21 protein-coding genes are annotated in these 23,705 nt (G+C 28.7%); 13 read left to right on the top strand and 8 right to left on the bottom strand.

The genetic code is table 11. The annotated features are described in order from the left end of the window. Positions 1-58: 58 nt before the first annotated feature. Genes surE through RH95_RS04750 form a run of 7 tightly spaced genes read right to left on the bottom strand, consistent with a single transcriptional unit; the run spans position 59 to position 6,830 of the window. A complete protein-coding gene (surE, locus tag RH95_RS04780; RefSeq protein ID WP_010245238.1) occupies positions 59-805 on the bottom strand; it encodes a 5'/3'-nucleotidase SurE in 747 nt (248 codons plus the stop codon). Between the two features lie 13 nt (positions 806-818). Beyond that, on the bottom strand, positions 819-1,604 hold the full coding sequence (locus tag RH95_RS04775; protein WP_010245236.1) for an MBL fold metallo-hydrolase: 786 nt from the start codon (positions 1,602-1,604) through the stop codon (positions 819-821). A gap of 47 nt (positions 1,605-1,651) precedes the next feature. Then, positions 1,652-2,500, bottom strand: coding sequence for a two-component system regulatory protein YycI (locus RH95_RS04770; RefSeq protein ID WP_010245216.1), 849 nt, complete (start codon positions 2,498-2,500; stop codon positions 1,652-1,654). Between the two features lie 5 nt (positions 2,501-2,505). Further along, positions 2,506-3,843, bottom strand: coding sequence for a hypothetical protein (locus RH95_RS04765; protein WP_010245212.1), 1,338 nt, complete (start codon positions 3,841-3,843; stop codon positions 2,506-2,508). Next, positions 3,830-5,626, bottom strand: a complete 1,797-nt coding sequence (locus RH95_RS04760) for a HAMP domain-containing sensor histidine kinase (protein WP_010245209.1) — start codon at positions 5,624-5,626, stop codon at positions 3,830-3,832. Before RH95_RS04760 ends, RH95_RS04765 begins: the two co-directional genes overlap by 14 nt. Further along, a complete protein-coding gene (locus tag RH95_RS04755) occupies positions 5,623-6,330 on the bottom strand; it encodes a response regulator (RefSeq protein ID WP_010245206.1) in 708 nt (235 codons plus the stop codon). The genes RH95_RS04760 and RH95_RS04755 overlap by 4 nt, the downstream gene beginning before the upstream one ends. A 14-nt stretch (positions 6,331-6,344) precedes the next feature. Further along, a complete protein-coding gene (locus RH95_RS04750; RefSeq protein WP_010245204.1) occupies positions 6,345-6,830 on the bottom strand; it encodes an Lrp/AsnC family transcriptional regulator in 486 nt (161 codons plus the stop codon). 235 nt (positions 6,831-7,065) lie between these two features. On the opposite strand from RH95_RS04750, the gene RH95_RS04745 reads away from it, so the two are divergent. The 6 genes from RH95_RS04745 (at position 7,066) to RH95_RS04720 (ending at position 12,793) form a co-directional block, all read left to right on the top strand. Next, positions 7,066-7,638 (top strand): GNAT family N-acetyltransferase, encoded by a 573-nt coding sequence (locus RH95_RS04745; RefSeq protein ID WP_010245201.1) that lies wholly within the window; start codon positions 7,066-7,068, stop codon positions 7,636-7,638. 3 nt (positions 7,639-7,641) lie between these two features. Further along, complete coding sequence (locus RH95_RS04740; RefSeq protein WP_010245192.1) at positions 7,642-8,544, top strand: DnaD domain protein; 903 nt, start codon at positions 7,642-7,644, stop codon at positions 8,542-8,544. Between the two features lie 81 nt (positions 8,545-8,625). Further along, positions 8,626-9,600, top strand: coding sequence for an ATP-binding protein (locus RH95_RS04735; protein WP_010245189.1), 975 nt, complete (start codon positions 8,626-8,628; stop codon positions 9,598-9,600). Between the two features lie 25 nt (positions 9,601-9,625). Next, positions 9,626-10,822: a pyridoxal phosphate-dependent aminotransferase gene (locus RH95_RS04730; protein WP_010245187.1), complete on the top strand. Its 1,197-nt coding sequence runs from the start codon at positions 9,626-9,628 to the stop codon at positions 10,820-10,822. Further along, on the top strand, positions 10,815-11,096 hold the full coding sequence (locus tag RH95_RS04725) for a hypothetical protein (protein ID WP_010245184.1): 282 nt from the start codon (positions 10,815-10,817) through the stop codon (positions 11,094-11,096). The genes RH95_RS04730 and RH95_RS04725 overlap by 8 nt, the downstream gene beginning before the upstream one ends. Positions 11,097-11,203: 107 nt before the next feature. After that, on the top strand, positions 11,204-12,793 hold the full coding sequence (locus RH95_RS04720; protein WP_010245181.1) for a potassium/proton antiporter: 1,590 nt from the start codon (positions 11,204-11,206) through the stop codon (positions 12,791-12,793). 971 nt (positions 12,794-13,764) lie between these two features. On the opposite strand, the gene RH95_RS04715 is transcribed toward RH95_RS04720, so the two are convergent. Further along, positions 13,765-14,181 carry a hypothetical protein gene (locus RH95_RS04715; protein WP_010245177.1) on the bottom strand — a complete coding sequence of 139 codons (417 nt, stop codon included), beginning with the start codon at positions 14,179-14,181 and terminating at the stop codon, positions 13,765-13,767. Between the two features lie 47 nt (positions 14,182-14,228). Here RH95_RS04715 and RH95_RS04710 point away from each other — a divergent pair, with 47 nt between their 5' ends. The 7 genes from RH95_RS04710 to cas7c all read left to right on the top strand — a co-directional run bounded on the left by RH95_RS04710 (position 14,229) and on the right by cas7c (position 23,704). Beyond that, positions 14,229-15,224, top strand: a complete 996-nt coding sequence (locus tag RH95_RS04710; RefSeq protein ID WP_010245174.1) for an MBL fold metallo-hydrolase — start codon at positions 14,229-14,231, stop codon at positions 15,222-15,224. Positions 15,225-15,283: 59 nt separating this feature from the next. Then, positions 15,284-16,258 carry a dihydropteroate synthase gene (folP, locus tag RH95_RS04705; protein WP_010245171.1) on the top strand — a complete coding sequence of 325 codons (975 nt, stop codon included), beginning with the start codon at positions 15,284-15,286 and terminating at the stop codon, positions 16,256-16,258. Positions 16,259-16,310: 52 nt separating this feature from the next. Next, entirely contained in the window at positions 16,311-17,282 is a 972-nt protein-coding gene (gene pta / locus RH95_RS04700) for a phosphate acetyltransferase (protein ID WP_010245169.1), read from the top strand. Between the two features lie 148 nt (positions 17,283-17,430). Next, positions 17,431-19,998 carry a CRISPR-associated helicase/endonuclease Cas3 gene (locus tag RH95_RS04695; protein ID WP_010245167.1) on the top strand — a complete coding sequence of 856 codons (2,568 nt, stop codon included), beginning with the start codon at positions 17,431-17,433 and terminating at the stop codon, positions 19,996-19,998. A 197-nt stretch (positions 19,999-20,195) separates the two neighbouring features. Beyond that, the gene (gene cas5c / locus RH95_RS04690; protein WP_010245164.1) at positions 20,196-20,900 is read left to right on the top strand and encodes a type I-C CRISPR-associated protein Cas5c; all 705 of its coding nucleotides are present in this window, start codon (positions 20,196-20,198) and stop codon (positions 20,898-20,900) included. A gap of 13 nt (positions 20,901-20,913) precedes the next feature. Further along, entirely contained in the window at positions 20,914-22,857 is a 1,944-nt protein-coding gene (gene cas8c / locus RH95_RS04685) for a type I-C CRISPR-associated protein Cas8c/Csd1 (protein ID WP_010245161.1), read from the top strand. Then, positions 22,850-23,704: a type I-C CRISPR-associated protein Cas7/Csd2 gene (gene cas7c, locus RH95_RS04680; protein WP_010245158.1), complete on the top strand. Its 855-nt coding sequence runs from the start codon at positions 22,850-22,852 to the stop codon at positions 23,702-23,704. The genes cas8c and cas7c overlap by 8 nt, the downstream gene beginning before the upstream one ends. The last annotated feature ends 1 nt before the right edge of the window (position 23,705 follow it).

The following is a 23,705-nucleotide window of genomic DNA, read 5'->3' as shown; positions in this document are numbered from 1 at the left end:
ATTAGAACACTTAAAAAGTTAGAGTAAATTTGTAATCCAAAAAACTCACGCTAAATAACTACTTAAGTATTTCTTTTAATTCATTTATAAGGGTTAAATTTGTTACATCATATAGAAGTGGGCTTACTGTTGCGTAATTTTGTCCCAAATAATAAACGTCGGAATCTTTGGCGTTGTTTTCTTTTGGGAATCCCTTTAACTTCATGTTGTATCCTTCCCCTTCTTCAGAAATGTCGTAGATACTCATGACATCGGCACCAACTTTGCAAACTTTAATTCCCTTTAATTCTTCGTAGTCAAGGTAAGGAACATTTATATTTAAAACTTGAAGTCTTTTTAAATCATCTAATTTGTTAAAAACATCTATTGCAACTTTTGCAGCTGTTTCAAATTTAGAATGACCCTTTACCCACTGCGATGATATTGCAATTGATGGTATATTAAATAAATTTGCCTCTATGGCGGCAGAAACTGTTCCAGAATAAAGAACGTTCGTTGCAGTATTAAATCCAGAATTAATTCCTGAGAAACAAAAATCAAAGTCTTCTTCTAATAGATGAACTGCAGCCCTCACGCAGTCTGCTGGCGTTCCATAAACACAAAGGCTTCTTACATTATGAAGTCCATCTAGTTTTGCATCTTGAACAATTAGTGGACTTTTAAAAGTAATGGCGTGAGATTTGCCAGAGTTTTCTACATTTGGTGCTGCAATTGTAACCTTATGTCCCTCAGAAATTAGTGCTTTTGCAAGAATTTCTATTCCTTCAGCATTTATTCCGTCGTCATTTGTAACTAGTATATTCAAAAAATTTCCCCCTTTAAATTTCAAAAACTTCTGATGGCAAAAATCTTGGTGCGACATCAATTGTGTAGTCAATATTTTCTTCTTTATGAGATGATAAAAGCATGTTATTAATTGTATTTAGTGCAACTTCTGGCAAGTTGTTGTCAGATGATAGATGTCCCAAGATAATTTTTTCTTTTTTCTTTTTCAAAATCATAGAGAGAACTTCTGCTGCATTTTCATTTGAGAGATGACCCTTAGTTGAAAGTATCCTTTGTTTTGTGGCGAAGGGATAGGTTCCATTTAAAAGCATATCAACATCGTGATTGGATTCAAGATAGAATAAATTTGAATTTTCCATTTTTTCCATTGCGCTGCTATTTACCCAACCTGTATCTGTTAAAATTGAGATTTTTTTATTACCTTTTATTACAAAACCACAGCCGTCTTGACAGTCATGAAAAGTGTGAATTGGCAAGATTTCAAGGTCTTTAAATGTAAAATTTTTTCCGTTTTCGAAAATAAAAGTATTTTTTGGATCCAGTTTTTTTACTGTGGGAAGCATGGCATCTAGTGTCATCATATTTGAAAAAACTTTTAGGTTATGTCTTCTAGATAAAACTCCCACAGATTTTATGTGGTCAATGTGTTCGTGCGTGACAAAAATTGCATCAAGTTCACTTGCATCTACACCAATTTTTTGCAAATTTTCTTCAATTTTTTTGCCTGAAAGTCCTGCATCTATAATAATTTTTGTATCTTTATATTCAATATATTGGCAGTTGCCACTAGAGCCACTTGCCAATGAGCAAAATTTCATAAAAACCTCCAAAGATATTCTAACACAGGCTTTAAATTTTGTTAAGTTTAGTAATTGTATAGTACAGTGTACTCTCCATCAGAAAATTTTACTTTCCACGCAGGGATGGCTCTACCCCTTACGGCACGAGTTATATCCTCTATATATCCTTGATCTTCTGGATTAAAGTAAAAACAGGTAGTTATTTTTTCAATTGTTTTGTTGTAATAATCGTTGTTGTCAATTAGTGAAAGTAAAAGTCTTGGGGCAGGAGGTAGATAAATTTTTTGTTCAGATTCATCTAACACGTTTAGCCAAAGCCTATCCATTGAGAGCACACCTCTATTGTCAATCACAAAATTTGTGTAGGAACTTTCAACAGGTATATTTTCATAAATTTTTGTGTAGTTTAGAATATATTTATCTCCATCTATTGCGTAGTAACTTAGATAAGTATCTCTATTGTCATATTTTTTATCTAATAAAAATTTTTTTGCAATTTCTTGTGCATCTTCAAGATTTGTAATTTTATATTTATTTTCTTTTATTCTATTTTCATAAAAGATTCTTCTGTTATTTACGAGATTAATATATTCATCTCCGCGAGAGATTTCTGCAAGGTCTGTACTAGGTCTTACAATTTTTCCATTGCCATTAAAATATCTTTCGTTTATGTCTTCTTCTGTTGATGTTTCCAAGGAAACTAGAAGAGAAGGTAATTTTTCTACCTTCCTTGGAATATTTGTGTCAATTTTAATATCTTTTTCCTCTAAAAGTCCTTCTACTTCCTTTGAAAAGTCCATTCTACTTGATTCATTGCCAAGTCTTATATTATTGTAATTGATGTAGATAAATAAAACAGCATTGGCAATTAGGAGTGCAATTATTAAAATTTTTTTAATTTTTTTCCAATCCATAATATCTACCTTACCATAATTAATTTTCCGTCTTCGGTGTTGAAATAATAAATGTTATCCATGTAGGACATTTCATATACTAACATTGGCTCTTCTGTTTCAAATTTATTGAAGCTTAAATAGACGAGATTTAAGCTATCTATATTTTTTAAAATATCCATTGCAGATTTGTAAGAAAATAATTTTTTGTTTTTATTTAAAATTCTGTGAATATCTGTTAAATAAATTTTTTCCTTTTTGTAAATTGGATTGTCATCTTTTCTAATATAATATTCTCTATAATTTTTTACAAATTCAGAATACACATCAATTTCAATAAAGCTATGTTCCTTTGAAGGCAAAACTAATGGGATTTGTCCGTCTTTTAAATTAAAGAAGAACCTGTATCCTAAATTTTTATTGTATTCAATTGGTTCAATTTTTTCTAAATATATCCCGCTACTTATACCTGCTTTTTGTGCAATAAATTCAACCGCTTGGTCCAAGGATTTATTTAAATTCCTCATTTTAGAATCAAAAAGAGATTCCAAGGAATATTCTATTATTCCATCGCGAGAAAGAGATAAGTACTCATTTTCATATATATAAGTGTTTTTTCCATCGGCAGAAAGTTCTCTCATAAAATCTGAATCTACATTTAAAAATCTTTCGGCTAAGGCATTTTTTTTATCATCTTCCAAATTGTAAAGGCCAGAAATATAAGAAACTTTTTGCAAAAATATATAATTTTCAGAAGGAATATATATATCTTTTTTTATCCCATAGGCTTCATAGAAATTTACTGCGTGAAGTCCCTTTTCTCTTACTTTATCCAAAATTTCGTCGATTTGAAAATCAACTTTTATGTCAATTAATTTATAAAAATTTTTGCTCCCAGAGATGTAAATTTCACCTTTATCAGAAATGTAAATGGAGTCTACACTTAAATTAATTTCGTTGCTATTTCTATTATCGCCAATTAAATTTACAAAAACAGAACCAGAAAGAGGAGAATTAAATTTAAAAACAATGGATCTTTGACTTTGCAGATTTAAATATTCATCTATGCTTATGACTTTTAAATTTTCTGAAGTAGCATTTTGGAGTTTTTTAGAAATACTTTCTGCAGTTATCTTCCAAAATTCTGATGTGTCAGATGTCATAAAGTGTTCTCTTTCTGAAAAGTTTGCAATAATTCTCTGTGGAGTTAATATTTCTTGTAAAAACTCATTTGCATTGAAATTACTTTTTGGGTTTTCATCTGTGGTACTAAAGGAGAGCCATAAATTTTTGGACTGAATAACTAGAAGAATTATCAAAAAAAATATTAGAAAAGTGGATAAAGATTTTTTATTTTTTTCCATTTTCATCACCAGTCCTAAATAAAAGAGTGACAGTTGTTCCTTCGCCAAATTTTGAATCTAATTTTAAATTTCCACCCAAAAGTTTTATCATTTCATTTGCAATAGAAAGCCCAAGTCCAGTGCCGCCCATGGCTCTACTTCTTCCTTTTTCAACTCTGTAAAATCTTTCTGTTATTCGAGGAAGATCTTCTTCTGGGATTCCTATACCATTATCAGATATTTTTATTTCAACAAAGTCATCTACATTTTTTGCAAGAATAGAGATTTTTCCATTTTCAGGAGTGTACTTACAAGAATTAGAAATAATATTTGTAAGGATTTGATCGGCTCCATTTCTATCTGCATAAATGTCATTTATATCCATGGCAATATTAAATTCTATTTTGTGATTCTTGCTAGAAATTAAAATTGATTGCGACTCAATTGCTTCGTCTATAAATTCATAAGTGTCAAATTTTGAAAAACTCAAATTATTCCTATTGTAATCAATGTTTGAAAGAGATAAAAGATCTGTTACAATCCTAGACATTCTAGAATTTTCTCTGTCTATCACTCTTAAAAATTTCTTTTCAGATTCATCGTCAAGCTCACTTTCCAAGAGAGTTTCTGTGTATGATTTAATAGTTGTTATTGGAGTTTTAAGCTCGTGGCTTACATTTGCAACAAATTCTTTTCTCATAATATCAAGAAGGTGTTCTTTGTTGACATCTTGTAACACAATAATAAGCCCAGAATTTACAAAGGCATCTGATTTATAGGGAGCATATTTAATTTTATAAAAATTATCTCCAATTTTTGTCAATTCTTCGCCCTTTAAACTTTCTTCATTTTTGTAATCTACATTGTATAAATTAATACTTTTTAAATTGATTTCTCTATTAAAATCTTTTTCAGAAATGTTTAAAATTTTCTTTGCAATGGAGTTTGCGTGAATAAGCCTGTTTTTTCTGTCAATTGCAATTACACCTTCTGCCATGTAATTAAAAATTGTGTCAAGTTTAGATTTTTCAAGATCCATTTTTTCAATAGTTTCACGAAGTTCTTTAGTTAAAAAATTAAAAGTTTTTCCAAGTTCGCCAATTTCATCGTCACTTTTAATCTCAACACTTTGATTGAAATTTCCTTTTGCCATAGCCCTTGTTTTTTTAGTGAGGGCTCTAATTGGATCTGTGATAGAATTGGCAATAAAGTATCCAAGAATTGAAGTTACAATAAGAGAAATTAAAGTTGCGTAAGTGATTATGACCTTTGAGTCGTCAATGACAGAATAAATTGAATTTAAATTTCTAGTCACATAGATTATAGCAAGGATCTTTCCGTCACCAGATAAAATTGGTCTTGTAATGTGTTTTTCTACATTTTTTTCATTTTTGTATTCCACAATTTTTTCACGACTTTTTCCATTAATTGTGTCCATGACAAGTTTTGGCTCAATATATTTAAACTCATAGGCACTTTTTAAATCTTTATAAGAAATATTTTTTGTGCTTGCGATAATTTTGGGATTTTTTTCTGCAGATATAATATAGGCAGATTCTTCACTGGAAATACCCCAGTCTTTTAGAGTTTCATCAAGCTGGGGTAGTGTATCATAATTATTATTTTTAAAAAAAGCAGATGTTGTAGTTGCAAGGGTGTCCATAGTTTTAATCATAGAAGTAGTTGCAGTTTCCACTTGTACCCTTTCAAGTCTATCTATTATAAAGGAAGAAGCTATAAACATTGATATTAAAACGAGTACGACATAAATCAAAATAAATCTAGATTTAATACTGTGATTCATGAGGATTCACCATTATCTTGAGCGAATAAATATCCAACTCCTCTTTTTGTCTTAATATATTTGAAACTTTTGTTTTCATCTTCAATTTTTTCACGAAGTCTTCTAACAGTTACATCCACAGTTCTTATATCGCCATAATACTCATATTCCCAAACTTCTTGCAAAAGTTCTTCCCTTGAAAAAACTTTTCCTGGGTGAGATGCCAAAAATTTTAAAAGTTCAAACTCACGAAGAGTTAGTTCAATTATTTCGCCATTTCTCGAAACTTGATATTTGTTTAAATCAATTTCAAGATCCATTGCATTTAAAATTTTTACATCTTCTTCTTTTTTTTCATGAACATCAAATCGACGCAAAACTGCCTTTACTCTTGCAATTAATTCTCTCATGGAGAAAGGTTTTACCACATAGTCATCGGCGCCAAGTTCAAGGCCCAAAACTTTATCGACCTCATCTTCTCTTGCAGTTAGCATAATTACAGGGACGTCAGAAGACTTTCTTATCTCGCGCAAAGTTTCAAAACCATTTAATTTTGGCATCATAATATCAAGTAAAATTAAATCGTAGTTATTTTTTTCTACAAGGGCAATTGCACTTTTGCCATTGTTTGCAGTGTCAATGACATATCCTTCTTTTTCAAAATTAAATTTTATAATATCAGAAATTGCAGTTTCATCGTCTACTACGAGTATTTTCTCTTCCATAAAACCATCCTTTGTTAATTTTCATCAACTCTTGTAAAAATTTCGTCATTCCCCTTTTGTGAATACAAGATTAAAAGAGTTTTTGTATCAAGTATTCCGTCTATTTTTAAAATCATATCATAAAATCTTGTCAAATCTGAAGTATTAATAGTTTTAATTCTAAGCATAATGCAATGTTCACCAGTTACTCTGTAACATTCAAAGATTTTAAATTTCCCATCTTTTATATTCATTATTTCTTCTATGAGGCTTTTAAAATCATTGGTATTGACCTTTGCCAAAACATAAGTGTCCACATTGTATCCAATTTTTTGCCAATCCACAAGAACTTTATAACCTTTGATAAAGCCAGCATCTTCCATTTTGTAAATTCTTCTGTGTATAGCAGGCCTAGTAAGATTTAATTTTTTAGAAATATCTTCGTGACTCATTCTTCCATTTTTTCTCAAGAGTTCTAAAATTTCGATATCAATTTCATCTAAATTTTCATTTTTTCTCATAAAATTCTCCCTGTTACGATTTGTATAAAAATTTTTATTAACCTTACTTTATTTTAACATAAATTAGAAAGAATTGAATAATGTAAAAAATTTATTTATACAACTCTTTAAAAGTAAAATAATTATTTCGAAGTGAAAAAATTAAAAGTTTTTATCTTATAATAAAAATTCAAAAGATTATAAATCTTTATAGACGAGATAAAATAGTATATAATAATCTTTACGGAGGCTTCTTATGGATAATTTATCATATCTTAGTTTTAGAAAGATGGAGCTTGAAGACGTATTTACTTTTAAAAATTGGGCAAGACATGATTCAATTTTATTTTTAGATTACAATTTTATTGAAGAGAGCGAAAAAGAAGTAGTAGATTGGTTTAATTGGAAAACTAAAAAACCTATGTCAGAATACTATGTTGCTCTTTTTAAAGATAAAATAATTGGATATATGTCTTTTAAAAATATAAATAAAATTTTAAAGACGGCAGAACTGGGGATAGTATTAGATCCTAATTACATAAATAAAGGACTTGGAAAAGATATTTTAAAAAAATTTTTGGACTATGCAAAAGATAGAGGATTTAAAAAGATAATTCTTTTTGTAGCGGATTACAATAAAAGGGCGATAAGAGTTTACGAAAGCCTTGGATTTAAAGAAAAATATAAATTTTTAATGTTATTCCAAAATGGAGAGTACGATAAAGATAATGAAGATTTTATAGAAAATAAATCTTCTTTTAAAATAATTTTAAACAAGACTTTTAATTATGCAACTAAAATGGAACTGAACCTTGAAAGAGATTGGTGAAAAATGTTTTTACTTGAGAAAAATAAATATGATTTGGGAGAAACTTCCTTTGAAAATATTTTTATAAATGACTTTATGCCAGGAGCCAATGGAGAATTTGTAAAAGTTTATATTTTAGGATATAAATTTGCAAAGGAGAATAGGGAAGATATTACAAATGAAAATATAGCCGATTACCTTGGGATTTTAGAGTCAGATGTAAAAAGAGCTTGGCAATATTGGAAAAAAATGGGCATAATTGAGATTGAAGATGAGAAAATAAAGTTTGTAAATTTAAGAGAACTTTATATAAATAATGTCTACAATTTAAAAGAAGAGAAAAAAGAGGATAGAGGATATTCGAAAATTGTAGAAAATCCGACTTATGCAAATCTCTTGACAAGAGTTGAATTTCTTATGAGAGAGCCAATTGCTCCAATGAAAAAGATTGATATTATAAATTGGATCACATCTTACAATATGCCTGCAGATTTAATTGAAGAGGCTTTTTTTTATACTACGGAGATAAAGGGAATCTACAACATTTCCTATGTTGAAAAAGTTGTTAGAAATTGGTCAAAAGAAAATATTAGGACTATGGAAGATGTGGAGAAATCCTATATTGAACATGATGTAAAATATTATAGATACAAAAAAGTTATGAGATATATTGGAGTGGACAAAAAATTTAGTCAAGCGGATTTTAATATTATTAATTCGTGGTTTGACGAATTTAAATTCTCAAAGGATTTAATTTTTGCAGCCTGCAACAGAACTTCTAAAATTTCAAAACCAAATGTGGCGTATGTTGATGCGATTTTAATGAGGTGGAAGGATTTAAATATTAATTCTGTGGAAGAAATTGAAGAAAAAGATCAAAAGAAAAAAAGAAAAAGCCCACAGCATTTCACAATTTTAAACAAATAACTGACAAATATTCTGAAGAAGAGTTAAATGATGTCGCCATGAGAAAGCAAAAAGAAGGCTTTAAAAAGTTAGGTGTTGATTATGGAACTTACCACAAAGATAAGTAATTATTATGAAAATCTCAGGAGAAAGAATGCAGAAACTCATGAAAAAAGAGTAGGAGAAATTTACAAAAAGATTCCAGAGATAAGGGAAATGGATGCACTAATAAGAGATATTGCACTAAAAGCATCAATTGAACAGATAAAAAATCCTGATTCAGATAAATCCATAGAAGAATCGGAAAAAATTTATAAATTAAAGTTAAAAAAGATGGATTTTTTAGAAAAAAGGGGGTATCCTAGAGATTACCTTGATGATATTTACACTTGCAAGGATTGTCATGACACTGGAATAATAGAAGATGAAGTTCATCTAGAAACTACAGAAAAGTGTCACTGTCTCAAAAAATTAATTGTATCAGAGCTTTATGATATGAGTTCCATTTCCTATATGTTGGAAAGAGAAAATTTTGACAACTTTGATTTAAATGTATTTTCTGAAAAAGTTTATGATAAATTTAATATGTCGCCAAAGGAAAATATGAAAAATATTCTTGCGATTTCCAAAAATTATATAAAAACTTTTGATGAAAAAAATGATTTAAATTTACTTCTTTGGGGTCCAACAGGACAGGGAAAGACTTTCTTATTAAACTGTATTGCTGCGGAACTTATAAAAGAAGATGTTATAGTTATCTATCAGACAGCTTACGAGATTTTAAAGACAATGGAAGACAGAAAATTTAAGAATAAAGATAATGACAAATACAATTTATACTTTGAAGCAGATCTTTTAATAGTGGATGATCTTGGGATTGAATTTGTAAATTCTTTTACAACTTCAGAAATTTTTAATATTATAAACACAAGACTCTTGCGTGGCAAAAAAACTTTGATCTCTACGAATTTGTCGCCCAAAGAACTTTCGAAAACTTATACAGATCGAGTTTTTTCAAGAGTTTTCCAAAAATTTGTTCCAATTAGATTTTTTGGACCAGATTTAAGATGGCAGTAAGTATTTTATGGAAAAGGGGAGAAAAATGAAATTATCAAACAGAATTCAAAAAGTAGGATATTCAGCAATTAGAGAATTAATTCCTTATGAACGAAAGGCAAAGGAAAATGGTAAAAAAATTTATGAATTGAATATTGGAGCGCCAGATGTATCTGTACCTGATGTCTATTATGAAACTTTTAAGACAGTAAAGAAAGGTGCACTCCCATACGCCCAAGCACAAGGGCTTCCAGAACTAAGAAAGGCAACAGCAAAATATTATAAAAATAGAAATATAAATTTTGATGCTGATGATATATTTATAACAAATGGAGCAAGTGAAGCACTTTTATTTACCTTTGAAACAATTGCAGATTATGGAGAAGAAATCTTGACAACAAATCCATTCTACACAAATTATATGACAGCCTTTGATCAACTTGGAATAAATATAGAAACTTTTGACACGGATCCTAATGATGGATTTGCACTTCCAGAAGAAAAAGAAATAGAAAAGCATATAAGCGATAAAACAGTAGGTATTCTTTTGTCAAATCCTACGAATCCAACAGGAGCATTGTATTCAGAAGAAGAAATAGAAAGAATTTGTAAAATTGCAAAAAAATATGATTTATATATTGTTGCAGATGAAGTATATAGAGAATTTGTATATGATGGAAATAAATATAAATCCTTTGGAGAAGTTGAGGGAATTGAAGAAAATTTAATTTTAATAGATTCAATTTCAAAGAGGTTTGGAGCTTGTGGTGCAAGAATTGGTTCAGTAGCTTCAAAAAATGAAGAATTTAAAGATGGAATAAATAAACTTTGCAATTCAAGACTTGCAGCACCAACAATTGAACAAATGGCAGCAGCAAGACTTTATGATATCGAAGAAAGTTATTTTAAAGAAGTAAATGAAGAGTATCAAAAAAGGCGTGATTTAATTTACGAAGAACTAATTAATATTCCAGGAGTCACAGTAAAAAAACCAAAGGGAGCCTTTTATGTAATGCCAAAACTTCCTGTTGATGATACAGAAAAATTTGCAATTTGGATGCTTGAAAACTTTGATATAGATGGAGAAACTATTATGTTTGCTCCAGCAAAAGGATTTTTCAAAAATCAAGAAGATGGAAAGCAAATGATTAGACTTGCCTTTGTACTAAACACAGAAGATTTAAAGAAGAGCATGAAAATTTTGCGCGAAGGTATAAAAGCTTATGTGAATGAAAATGAATAGAGATAAGGTTTTAAAAATTTTAGAAAAAATTACAATAATTCTTGTAACTGCCATTATGGTTTTAGTAATGGCAAATCAATATATAAAAACAAGTCAAGGAGCAATAAATGAATCCTTTAGAATGGCACAGATTTTTATTGCAATAGCAGTTGTAGTTTTGACACTTATAATGGCAATTGTGAGCAAAAATAAAAAAATGTTTTTTGTAATGCTTGGATTTTATGCACTGACGGCAGCATTATTTTATGTATTTAAATCAGCAAATAGAATTTAAAATTAAATAAAAATATTATAATAAACTCATATGTTAAATATGGTATAATTATAATATAGTTATGGGGACTGTTTTTACAGCCCCTTTTTTAGAAAGAAGAGGAATTTATGAATTTATTACTAATAACTCTAGTTCTTTTTTTGGCAATTATAGCTACAAGAATTTCAAATAGATCAGGACTTCCATCGCTCCTTTTATTTTTAACTCTTGGAGTTATCTTTTCTTGTTTTGGATTTGATTTTAATAATTTTAAAATTGCAGAAGACATTGCCACAATATCTCTTATGATAATTATGTTTTACGGCGGATTTGGAACGAACTGGAACATGGGAAAGTCTACTGCAAGAGAGTCAATAATTTTGGCAACAGTTGGAGTATTTTTAACTGCAATTATAACTGGATTTTTTTGCCACTATATATTGAAATTCAACTTTTTGGAATCCATGCTACTGGGTTCTGTTGTAGCATCAACAGATTATGCTTCAGTTTCAAATATTTTAGTTTCTAAAAAATTAAATTTAAAATATTCAACAGCACCGCTGTTAGAAATAGAAAGTGGTTCAAATGACCCAACTGCTTATACAATGACAATGGTTTTTTTGTCAATACTTTCAGGAAATAATGTATCAATTCCACTTTTAATTTTAAATCAAGTAATTGTTGGATTAATATTTGGATTTCTTCTTGGATTTATATTTTTAAAAATAATAGAGAAATTGTCTATAGATGAAGATGGACTTTTTTCTGTATTTATTGCAACTATTATGATTGGAACTTATGCAGTGACAGTTCTTTTTGGCGGCAACGGATTCTTGGCACTTTATATTTTAGGAATTTACATTGGAAATCATGAGTTTAAAAGAAAAAGAGATGTAGTATTTTTTTATGATGGGCTTTCAACAATTTTTCAAATAGCAATGTTTTTCCTTCTTGGACTTTTATCAGACATACATTTGATAATAAGAGTATTGCCAATTGGGTTTATTATTGCAATTTTTATGCTTTTTATCGCAAGACCAATTTCTGTTTTTGGACTTATGGCACCCTTTAAAATGAAAAGAAACCAGCTAAAACTTATTTCAATTGCAGGACTTAGAGGAGCAGCAGCAATTGCCTTTGCCATAATGGTTGTAAATAGCGGGCTAAAATTATCAATAGACATTTTCCACATAGTTTTCGTAATTTGTATAATATCACTTTTAATTCAAGGCACAGCACTTCCCTTTGCAACAAAGAAATTAGATATGTACGATCCAGATGATACAGTTTTGAGAACATTTAATTATTACTCTGACAAGACAGATTTAGAATTTATAAAAACTAAAGTAACAAAAAATTCTCCTTGGGTAAATAAAAAAATATCAGATGTAAAGATAGAATTCAATGTAATAATTGCAAAAATTGAAAGAGAGAGAAAGAGTATCGTGCCAAGAGGAGATACTTATCTTAAAGAAGGTGACATCCTTGTATTAGGTGGAGAAGCATATTTTGATAAAACTGGGGAAGATCTTTTAGAGATAAAAATTTCTAAAAGTCACAAGTGGGCAGGGAAAAAAGTTAAAGACATCGATGTGGGTAAAAATGAATTAATAATAATGGTAGAAAGTCCAAGTGGAGAAATAATAGTTCCACGTGGAGATACCATATTGATACCAGGTATGAGAGCAGTTATATCCAAAGAAATAAATAAAATCTGATAAGATTATCTAAAAAATTATTGAAGACAAAAGAAATAAATGAAAGAAGGGTTACACTTTTAGTGTGAAAGAAAAGATAAAAAAATTGTGCTATAAGTTAAAAAAATTTAATAAAAAGTATTTGTAATTATGGATTCATAATATATGCTGAAGATTCATTCATCAAGAAGCATTCACATAAGTCATTTTTTATTATAGTCTTTTAGCATTTCAAAGGCTTTATATTGAAAGTTGAGTTTTAGAAAGGAAGAGTACAAGCATTAAAGTTCAAAAACAATTAATAGATTTTACTATTAATTAGTAAAGATTTTAATTGATTTGGGACTTAATAGTTTTAGTATTTTTATAAGCAAAAGTTACTAAATTAAATAAGAGATAAAAATAGAGCATATATAAAATAAAAATTTGATTTTTTATAATCTCAGATTATGTATTGCATTTTTCATAAGAAATATGTACAGCATTAATAGTTTATTCTCTAGTGCTAAATTCAACTATGTTTAGTTGTTTCAACTTATCGATACTTTCCCAATATGCGTAGTTAAATTTATGGATGTTAGAAATTTCAATATATTCTTCACGATTTGAGTTATACTAACTATAACTCCTATAAACGAAATTAATATTAAAATAATTACAATGTTATCCATTTTTATTGTCCTTACAATAATTCTGTAGCTTTTATTATTTTGTAAATTTATTGTCCAATTTTTTGAAAATAATTGATCTTAGTAAAGCTTATTAATTTTAGTATTTATTAGTTATGTTCGGATTATTATATGCAATATTTTTTTCTACAAGATATTTATCCTTTGATTTTAAGTAGAAGATATCTCTTATATATTAATGCGGTTTAATTAGTTAGGAGTTTATTTTGTTTTGTACTTGTTATGATAATTTATCTTTACAAGAAATTTGTCATTATCAGTAAAATAAAAAAGAAATAGCAAGTAGATATTTCTAGATTTTTATCAACTTGACTTTAAAAGTTCTTCATATTTTTCAGTAAGTTCTGTTGGTATTACAAAGTTAAAGTATGTTCCTGATTTTGATAGAAATAAATACATTATGCCTAGTGCTGTAAATTTTTTCATGTTTACATATACATTTTCGTCTGAATAATCTACTGCACCGTTATAAAAATCGTAGAAACTCTTATGCTCTTTTTCATCAAAGTTCATAAGAGTTTTTTCAAATTCTGATAAAATTTTTTCGTGCAATATTTTATTTTGTTCTTCTTCATTTAACTTAGAAATATCAATTTTATAAGAACTTGATATTAGTGCTCTTTGGGCATCGTCTAAGTTTTCAATAATAGGGTATAATTTGTCAATAGGTAGTTTGTTTATTGTTTCTACTTTGAACAGTTTTAATAAAAAATCGCTCATAATTCACCTCTTATTTATTATACATGAATTGAGCTTTGGGAGGAAATATGTCTGAGATAAAAAAATTGCAGGATGGAATTTTTTGTAAAATAATTCCTTTAAAGGGAAATCCGCTTAAAAGTATTAATATTTATATGGTAAAGTCGAAAGACGAAGCAATGATTATCGATACAGGTTTTAATACTGAAGAGATAAAAAGTGAAATGTTGTCCTTTATAAGGGATATGGAAGTTAATTTAAATAAAACAATTTTATTTTTAACGCATCTTCACTCTGACCACACTGGTCTTGCAAATTGGTTTTCTGATGAACTTGGCGTGGAAATTTATATGGGAGATATTGATTACAAAATGATGTCTTCAATGGCTGATGCGAATTCTAAGAGATGGAGAGAAGTCATGTATACAACCCATATGCAAGGTCTTGATGAAGATAATTTAAAAATTTGGGAGCATGCAGGCTTTAAGTATAGACCTAAAAATGAGTTTCTATATATTTCTTTTAATCCGGGGTATACTTTAAAAGTTGGAGATTTCAGTTTTACAGGAATGGATTTTTCTGGACACACGCCTGGCATGGTTGGTCTTTATGAAAAAGATAAGAAGATTTTATTTTGTGGAGATCACCTTCTTAAAAAGATTACTCCAAATATTACTTTTTGGAATTTTCTAGTGGGAGATAGTTTGGGAAGATATTTAAAAAATATTGAAAAATTAAGAAATCTTCCCATTGATCATATTTATTCATCTCACAGAGATTTAATAGAAGATGTGCCAAAGAGAATCGATGAGCTAGAAAATCATCACAAAAAGAGAATAGGTGAAGCTTTTGAAACTTTAAATAGAAATAAAGAGTGCACAGTGAGAGATATTGCCATGAATATGAGTTGGGATATGAGAGCAAAAGATTTTTCAGAATTCCCAAATACACAAAAGTTTTTTGCAGCAGGAGAGGCTCATGCTCATCTTGAATACTTAAGAGCAATAGGAAAAGCTGGTGTTAAAAAAGATGAGAATGGAGTTCTCAAGTATTTTGCAATTTAATCTTTTTTGATTTAATATAAGTTTAGAAATAATAAAAAAATGGAGAGAATGGGACAATAATGGAAGAATTAATTTGTAAGTACAAAAATAAAGTTTTAGAAAGTGGTAAGGAAACAATTTTATGTGGAATTATAAATGTTACCCCAGATTCTTTTTCTGATGGTGGAAAATTTTTTGGAGTGGACAAAGCTGTAAAAAGAGCAATGGAATTAATTGAATCTGGAGCTAGGATGATTGATGTTGGTGGAGAATCAACAAGACCGGGTTCGACTTATGTTGAAGTTGAAGAAGAGATAAGTAGAGTTATTCCAGTTATAAAAAAATTAAAAGAGATGACAGATGTGCCAATTTCTATAGATACTTGGAAAGCTGATGTTGCAGAAGCTGCAATAGAAGCAGGGGTCGACTTTGTAAATGATATAACTGGATTTATGGGTGATCCCAAAATGGCAGAAGTTGTTGGTAAAAGTGATGTAGGTGCAATTGTAATGTTTAATCCAAAAATTGCAAGGCCAAAACACAAAAGTAGTGCAAATTTTCCATCTTTTGGTGGAGAAGGTGCTTTTACAGAAGAAGAATTGAAATCCTTTGAAGATATGGATATTGTTGAAGTTATGAAAAAGTATTTTGAAAAGGCTCTTCTTCGTGCTCATGAAAATGGAATTGAAAGAGAAAGAATAATGCTTGATCCAGGAATTGGATTTGCTCTTACAAAAAAGGAAAATTTAAAATTAATTGATAAAATTGATACAATAAGAGATTTTGGATGTTTTATATTTTTGGGAGTTTCTAGAAAGAGATTTATCACAAATATTTTAAGTGAAAATAATATTGACGCAGACGGGAATAATGAAGAAGGTTTTGAAAATAGAGATGAAGCATCAGCTGCACTTACTACAATAGCTTCATATAAAGGTGTTGAAGTGCTAAGAATTCACACAATGAAACATCATCTTCTTGCAAAACTCGTTGCTGATTCTGTTAGATTGAATGAAGTTATTGAAGATGTAAATTTCAAACCTTATTCACTTTAAATTATTTTTTATAAGAGATATAATATATTTAGAATAAAAAAAGGGGGACATTATGTCATTAATTGAAAATTTGAAAGCTAGTGTAAGATCATCAAAACCAGAAATAGTTTTTCCAGAAGGCAATGATCCAAGAATTTTGAGAGCAGCAATTAGACTTAATGAAGATGGAGATATTAAACCAATAGTTCTTGGAGATAAAAAAGAACTTGAAACTCTTGCAGAAAAAGAAGGAGTAAAATTAGGAAATCTTGAAATTTTAAACCCAGCTAATTATGATGAAAAAGATGCAATGGTAAAATCTTTTGTAGAAAGAAGAAAGGGAAAAGTATCAGAAGAAGATGCTGAGGAAATTTTAAAAGACCATAATTATTTTGGAACTATGTTAATTTATATGGGAAAAGCTAAGGGACTTGTATCAGGTGCGGCACATACAACAGCAGATACAGTTAGACCAGCTCTTCAAATCATAAAAACAAAAGAAGGATACAAGAGATGCTCAGGAGCATTTATTATGTTAAGAGATGAAGAAATGTATTTAATGGCAGACTGTGCAATAAATATTGACCTTGACAAAGATGGACTTGCAGAAGTTGCACTTGTTTCAAATGAAACAGCAAGACAATTTGGAATGGATCCAAAAATTGCAATGCTTTCTTTCTCAACAAAGGGATCAGCATCTCATGAAAGAGTTACAATGGTTGCAGAAGCAACAGAAATTGCTAAAGAAAAAAATCCTGAAATGGCAATAGACGGAGAGCTTCAATTTGACGCAGCTTTTGTAGAATCAGTTGCAAATAAAAAAGCACCAGGTTCAGAAGTTGCAGGTCACGCAAATGTGTTTGTATTCCCTAACATAGAAGCAGGAAATATTGGATACAAAATTGCACAAAGATTTGGCGGATTTGAAGCAATAGGACCAATTCTTCAAGGACTTAATGCCCCAGTAAATGACTTATCTCGTGGTTGCTCAGAAGATGAAGTATATTCACTTGCAATTATAACAGCAGCACAAGCAGTTCTATAATTAAAATTTGACTTAAAGACTTCCAATGGGAGTCTTTATTTTTTTATTTTAAAAGATATAGAAAATTAAAAAATCTTTAATATAGATTGAATATTTTTTTGGTTACAATATAATTAAATTAGATTAATAATTTACAAGGGTGAAGTAAATGTTAGATAAGTTATATGCACACATTGATGGTAATAAAAAACAAAATTTATTTTCGCATCTAGTCAATACTGCTTGTGAATGCAAAGCTATTGGAGAGAAAGTTCACATGGCAAATCTTTCTTTTTTAATTGGTCTTCTGCATGATATTGGAAAGGCAAGTAACGATTTTCAAGAAAAGATCACTAAAAATAGCAATGCTTTAGTGGATCATTCTACTTTGGGTGGACTTTTTATTTTAAAAATTTATGAAGACTTTAATAGAGATGTTGAAAATAAAAAATTTGATAATTGGCAAGATTTATTTTCTATTTTAAATGAGGATTCTTCTTTAGTTTTTGAATTGGGAGATTATGCAAATATTTTAATTTACACGATTATGTCCCATCATGGTCAGTATGATATGGTAAGAAAAAATGATAAAAATGAGTTTGTTTTTACAAGTTTTGATAGAATTAAAAAAATTGAAAATAGTCTTTATAAAGATAAAAAAATTAATAATGAAAGAATTTTAAATATTGATGAATTTTATGAAGATTCACAAAAGTTTTTTGAATCAAAAAATATTTACATAAAAGATTTATTTTGCAAAGGTTTTTGTGAATATGCAGAAATTTTAAAGAGTTTAAAAAATGTTTCTTCAAAATTTAGCGAAGGTAATGAAGCTCTATTTTTTTATAAAGGCATGATGATAAGGCTTTTGGTTTCAATTTTAAAATCAGCAGATATAAAGGACACTATAAATTCTTATGATGAAATAATTATAAAAAAAGATGAAGAAGAACTCAAAAAAGTTATTAAGAGTTTTGAAAAAAATGTAGAAAATAAATATGCTTCCTTTGGAAATCCAGACGGCAAGTTAAATATTGTGAGAAATGAAATAGCAGAAGATATTTTAAATAGATCAAAGGAAGACGGAACTGGAATTTATAAACTTGATCTTCCGACAGGCGCTGGAAAAACTTTATTATCTCTTAGATATGGCATTAATCAAATGAATTATCAAAATAAAGAGAGATTTTTTTATGTAACTTCTTTTCTTTCTGTTCTTGAGCAAAATGCAAAGGAAATGAAAGATGTGCTTGACAACGATGATTATATACTTGAACATCACTCAAATATTATTGACGAAGACTATGATAGCAAGACAAATGATGATATCGATGATTCAATAAAGAAGGTTCGAAAGAAATATCTTTTAGATGATTGGACATCTCCAGTAGTATTGACTACAACAGTGCAATTTTACAATACTATTTTCAAAGGTAAATCTTCTAATTTAACTAGATTTAAGTCAATGATAAACTCTGTAATTATTTTGGACGAATGGCAATCTATTCCAACAGAATTTTTATATTTAACAAATTTAGCTTTAAATTTTATGAAAGTTGTAATGAATGTAACTATTGTGTTATCCACTGCAACTCAACCAACAAATGCATCAAATTATTTAAAACATAAACTTTTTTATGGAGATTTAGATGGAAAAAATGAAGATATAATTGACTTAAAAAATTATGAATGCAGTGTTTTTGAAAGGGCTAAATTAAAAATATTTGGAAATATTAGAGATATGTATGGTATAGAAGATATAAGAGATTTAGTTCTGGAAAATCCTTACAAGTCAAATTTAATTATTTTAAACACAAAAAGTGTAGTTAGAAAACTATATGATTTGTTAAAAGAAAATTATGATGAAAAAGATTTATATTATCTTACGACAAATTTAACTGCCAATGATAGACTCAAAAAAATTTCAGAGATAAAGAAAAGATTAAAAAATAATGAAAAAATTTGCGTAATATCAACTCAATTAATAGAAGCTGGAGTTGATGTGGACTTTGATCTTGTGATAAGGTCTTTAACTGGGATGGACTCTGTAATTCAAGCGATGGGAAGGTGTAATCGAGAGGGCAAGAAAGAAATTGCATATACTTATTTAATAAATTTGGACAAAAATGAAGAAAAGTCATCTCTATTAAAAGGTGTCGATGAGAGAAAAAGTGCCAGCCAATTTGTTTTGGGAGAAGTAGAAGAAAATTTTGATCTTAAGTGCTTGACTGAGGACTATTTTGAGAAACTATACGCAAATTTAAATGAAGATAATTTTTCTCCTATTTTGGAATGGCTGTCTGAAAATCCAGAAAAAATTGACAATTTATTAAAAACTAAAGATGAAAATATTAAAAATTTGGAAGATAGATTTCTTTATGCACAAGAAGAAAAAATGATTTTAAATTTATTTCAATCTTTTAAGAAGGCATATAATAAATTTCAGCTTATTGAAGAAAACCAGAAGACAGCCATAGTAAACTATGACGAAACAAGGGAAGAAATTAAGAAAATTTGGGATTTGGAAGAGAAATTTTTGGAATCTTATGATGTAAATATTTTAAAGGAATTAAAGGTAATTTTAAAAAAATTAAATAGACACACAGTTGCAATTAGAGAAAAAGATGTGAGTAGTTGCGACAAAATATTAGATGGAGAAGTGTATATTTTGCCAGAGATTTATTATGATAAAAAATTTGGATTAGATTTTAAAAGTCTTGGAGGGATGATTTTATAATACCAAAGAAAAAAGACCTATTAAATTAATTAGGTCTATTTTCCATATAAATATTTTTCAATCCACAGCTCTTGCTGATAATCTATTATATCAAAAAAATAAAAAATTTAAAATTCAAAAACAGTTGACAAAAATAAAATTTCATATTAATATGAAATTAAGGAAGTTATTTTAATTTAAGCTTGAGGAGGTGAATTATGAATAAATCAAGATATTTTTACGCAAAAATTTACGGGGCAAAGGCATTAATTACTGCTCCTGAAAGCAAGAGTGGGGGAGAAAAAATTTCATATGACATTCCTACAGGAGAAGTTTTGAAAGGTATAATTGATGCAAATTATTTTAAACCTACAATTTTAAATGTGATTGACGAAGTTAGAATAATGAATAAAATTGAATCCTATACTCAAGGAATAAGACTTCTTTTAAAAGATTATAAATCTGATCTTAGTGCATATACATTTTTGACGGATGTATGCTATTATGTGAAATTTCATTTTGAATGGAATGAGTATAGAGAAGATTTGAAAAATGACAGAAATTTTAATAAACACGAATCTATAACAGAAAGATCCCTTAGAAGAGGTGGAAGAAGACCAATATTTTTAGGGGTGTCTGAATGTATGGGTTATATTGATATTCTAACTGAAGAAGAATATGAAAATGATATTGGATATTATGATGACACATCAAAGGGATTTGGGCTTATGTTTGTTGGATTTATTTATCCAAAGGAATCTGGAGAAATTTTAAAATCAGCTTATGCACCAATTAACATGAAAAATGGGAGGATAGTTTATCCAAAGGCAGAGGAATGTCCGATAATAAATGAAGTTTCAAACTATTCTTTTAAAGAGCCAAGTCTTACTAAGACAGTTGATGAGGAATTAAAGGATTATTGATGGAGGTGATATATTGAGTTTTTTGACAGCTTTATACGATAGTTATAACTATGGACTTGAAAATAATTTAGTGGGAGATTTAGATAATAAATCAAGTTTAATTTTACCTATTTATCACAATTCTATGAAGTCTAATGGGAAAAATATTGTAGAGATTCTTGTAAATAAAAAAAGTGAATTAGTTGATGCTCATTTTTTAAATGAAAATGAAATTGTAATTTTTCCAGTTACAGAAGATTCTGTTGCTCGTTCTAGTGGGGTTGCGCCACATCCTTTATTTGATAATTTTGATTATGTAATTCAAGAGGACACCAAAAAATCTAATGCATATATAGAGCAACAGGAGTTTTGGTTAAATTCTTGTGAAGATGATTTTGTAAAGATAATTCATGACTTTATCATTAAAGAAAAGGTTTTTGAAGAAATATTAGGGAAACTTTTTAAAGAATATAAAATTTTAAAGGATAAAAATGTTGAATTTATTGATAATTCTGATAAAAAATCAAAGAAGATGAACATAGATTTTTCTAAAGTTTTTTTAACTTTTAAAATCCAAAATTATGATGAGAAAAAAGACTTGAGCCTTTCTGAAAATAAAAATTTACAACAAAAGTTTATAGAATATACTAGAAAGACCTTTGAAAGGGACAAAGACTCTGAAAAAATAATTTGTAATATTAGCGGAAAAGAAGATTTTTTGTGTTTAAAGCATAAACCTTTAATAGGTTCTGCAAGATTAATTTCTCAAATAACTGCTAACAATGAAAACTATTTAGGTAGATTTGAAAAGCCAGACAATACTATAAAAATTGGAAAAGAATCTAGTCAAAAAATTATTCAAATGGCAAAATCTCTTTTAGATGGAGAAAAAACATCTAGATGGCTTGGAGAATTCACTTATGCCCTTTCTTGGTTTTCTGATGATATACAAAACAAATCTGGACTAGATCCAGGTAAGAGTGTTGAAATTGAAAATGTTGGAGGAGTATTATCCCTACTAGGGAAAAAAGATGGCATAAAAAGCTCTGGAATTCTTAAAAAAGAGAAAATATCTGATGAAAATTCAGAAAACATAGTTAAGTCATTTACAAGTGGAAAGATTTTATTTTCAAATGAATCAAAATATTATATGGCGATAGTTGACAAAGTTAGCAATGGAAGGGTTGCTGTAAAATATTTTAGAGAGATGGATAGTTCAAGGTTAAAAGAAAATTTAGTGAGTTGGCAAAATAAATATAATTGGATTAAGCACACTAAAGATAGTGAAATAAAAAATTACACACCAAGTCCACTTATGCTAATACTAGCAGCTTATGGAGTTGAGAGAGAAAAGGGGTTAGAGGTATCTAAAAAGAAGTTTGTCACAGATCAATATAAAAATATTTTGGCATCAATAATAGAAGGTAGAGATATGCCAAAAAATATTTCATATGCATTGGAAATGAACATAAGAAATAGACTTAATTATGATAAATCTTGGGCACAAGTAAAGCTATGTGCTTTAGCAGTTTTAAAAGAAAAGGAGGGAATAACAAGCGATATGTTAGATAGAAAAGATACAGATAGATCCTACTTATTTGGAAGACTTTTAGCACTCTATGAAAGATTAGAAAAAATTACTTATGATACTGATAACGAAAGAGTAACTAATGCAGAAAAACTATGGACGAGTTATGTCAATAAACCTGTAACAATGAATTTAAGACTTAGAAATTTACTAAGACCTTATGAAGATAAATTGATTGTCAATGAATCTAAAAGAGGAATATATTTTAAAATAAAAAGAGATATACGAGAAGTTTCAAATCTATTGAGTGAGAATTATGATTATAAGTTAAAAGAAAACAATAGACCACTAGGGCCAGGTTTTATATTTGGATACGAAGCTCAAATGAAAGATTTATTTACAAAAAGAGAAGATAAAAAAGATTTAGAAAGTGAGGAAAAACATGATTAACAATAAAATAGATTTTATATTCACGATTGAAGTTTCTGGAGCTAATCCAAATGGGGACCCACTTACTGGTAATATGCCTAGAATTGACAATCGTGGATTTGGAGAAATTAGTGACGTTTGCTTAAAAAGAAAAATTAGAAATAGAATGCAAGATATGGGCAATGAAATATTTGTAAAATCTTTGGACAGAAGTGATGATGGATTTAGATCTCTTGAAAAAAGATTTGAAAATATTTTTAAAAAGGATGTAAGTGATGAAGAAGTCGAAAAAAGAGCCAACGAAATGTGGATTGACATAAGATCTTTTGGGCAAGTATTTACTTATCAAAAGAGGGCTCTTGGAATAAGAGGACCAGTAAGCATTTCTATTGCAAAATCAATTGAGCCAATAGAAGTAACTACAATGCAAATAACAAAAAGCATAAGTGGAATGGAGCCTAGTGCTGGCAAGACAAGAAGTGCAGATACCATGGGTACAAAACACTTTGTAGATTATGGAATTTATGTAGTAAATGGAAGTGTTAATTCATACTTTGCAGAAAAAACTGGTTTTAATGAAGATGATATAGAAACTTTAAAAGAGTGTATTAAAACTTTATTTATAAATGATATATCTTCAGCTAGACCAGATGGCTCAATGGAAGTTAAAGACATATTCTGGTTCAATCATTCTTCTAAAGTTGGCGATGTATCAAGTGGAAAAATAAAAGAACTTTTAAGATATGATTTGCCTGACGCAGAAACTTTAAAACCAAAATACGAAAATTACAATATAAGATTAGATGAAGAAAAATTAAAAGAATACGAAGAAAATGGAATAAGATTAGAATATATTAAAGGGATTTAAA

It is taken from the genome of Peptoniphilus rhinitidis 1-13, assembly GCF_000246925.1.
Classification (GTDB): Bacteria; Bacillota; Clostridia; order Tissierellales; family Peptoniphilaceae; genus Peptoniphilus_A; species Peptoniphilus_A lacydonensis.
The sequence above is the reverse complement of the archived record's forward strand: the minus strand, read 5'-3'. Positions and strand labels throughout refer to the sequence as shown.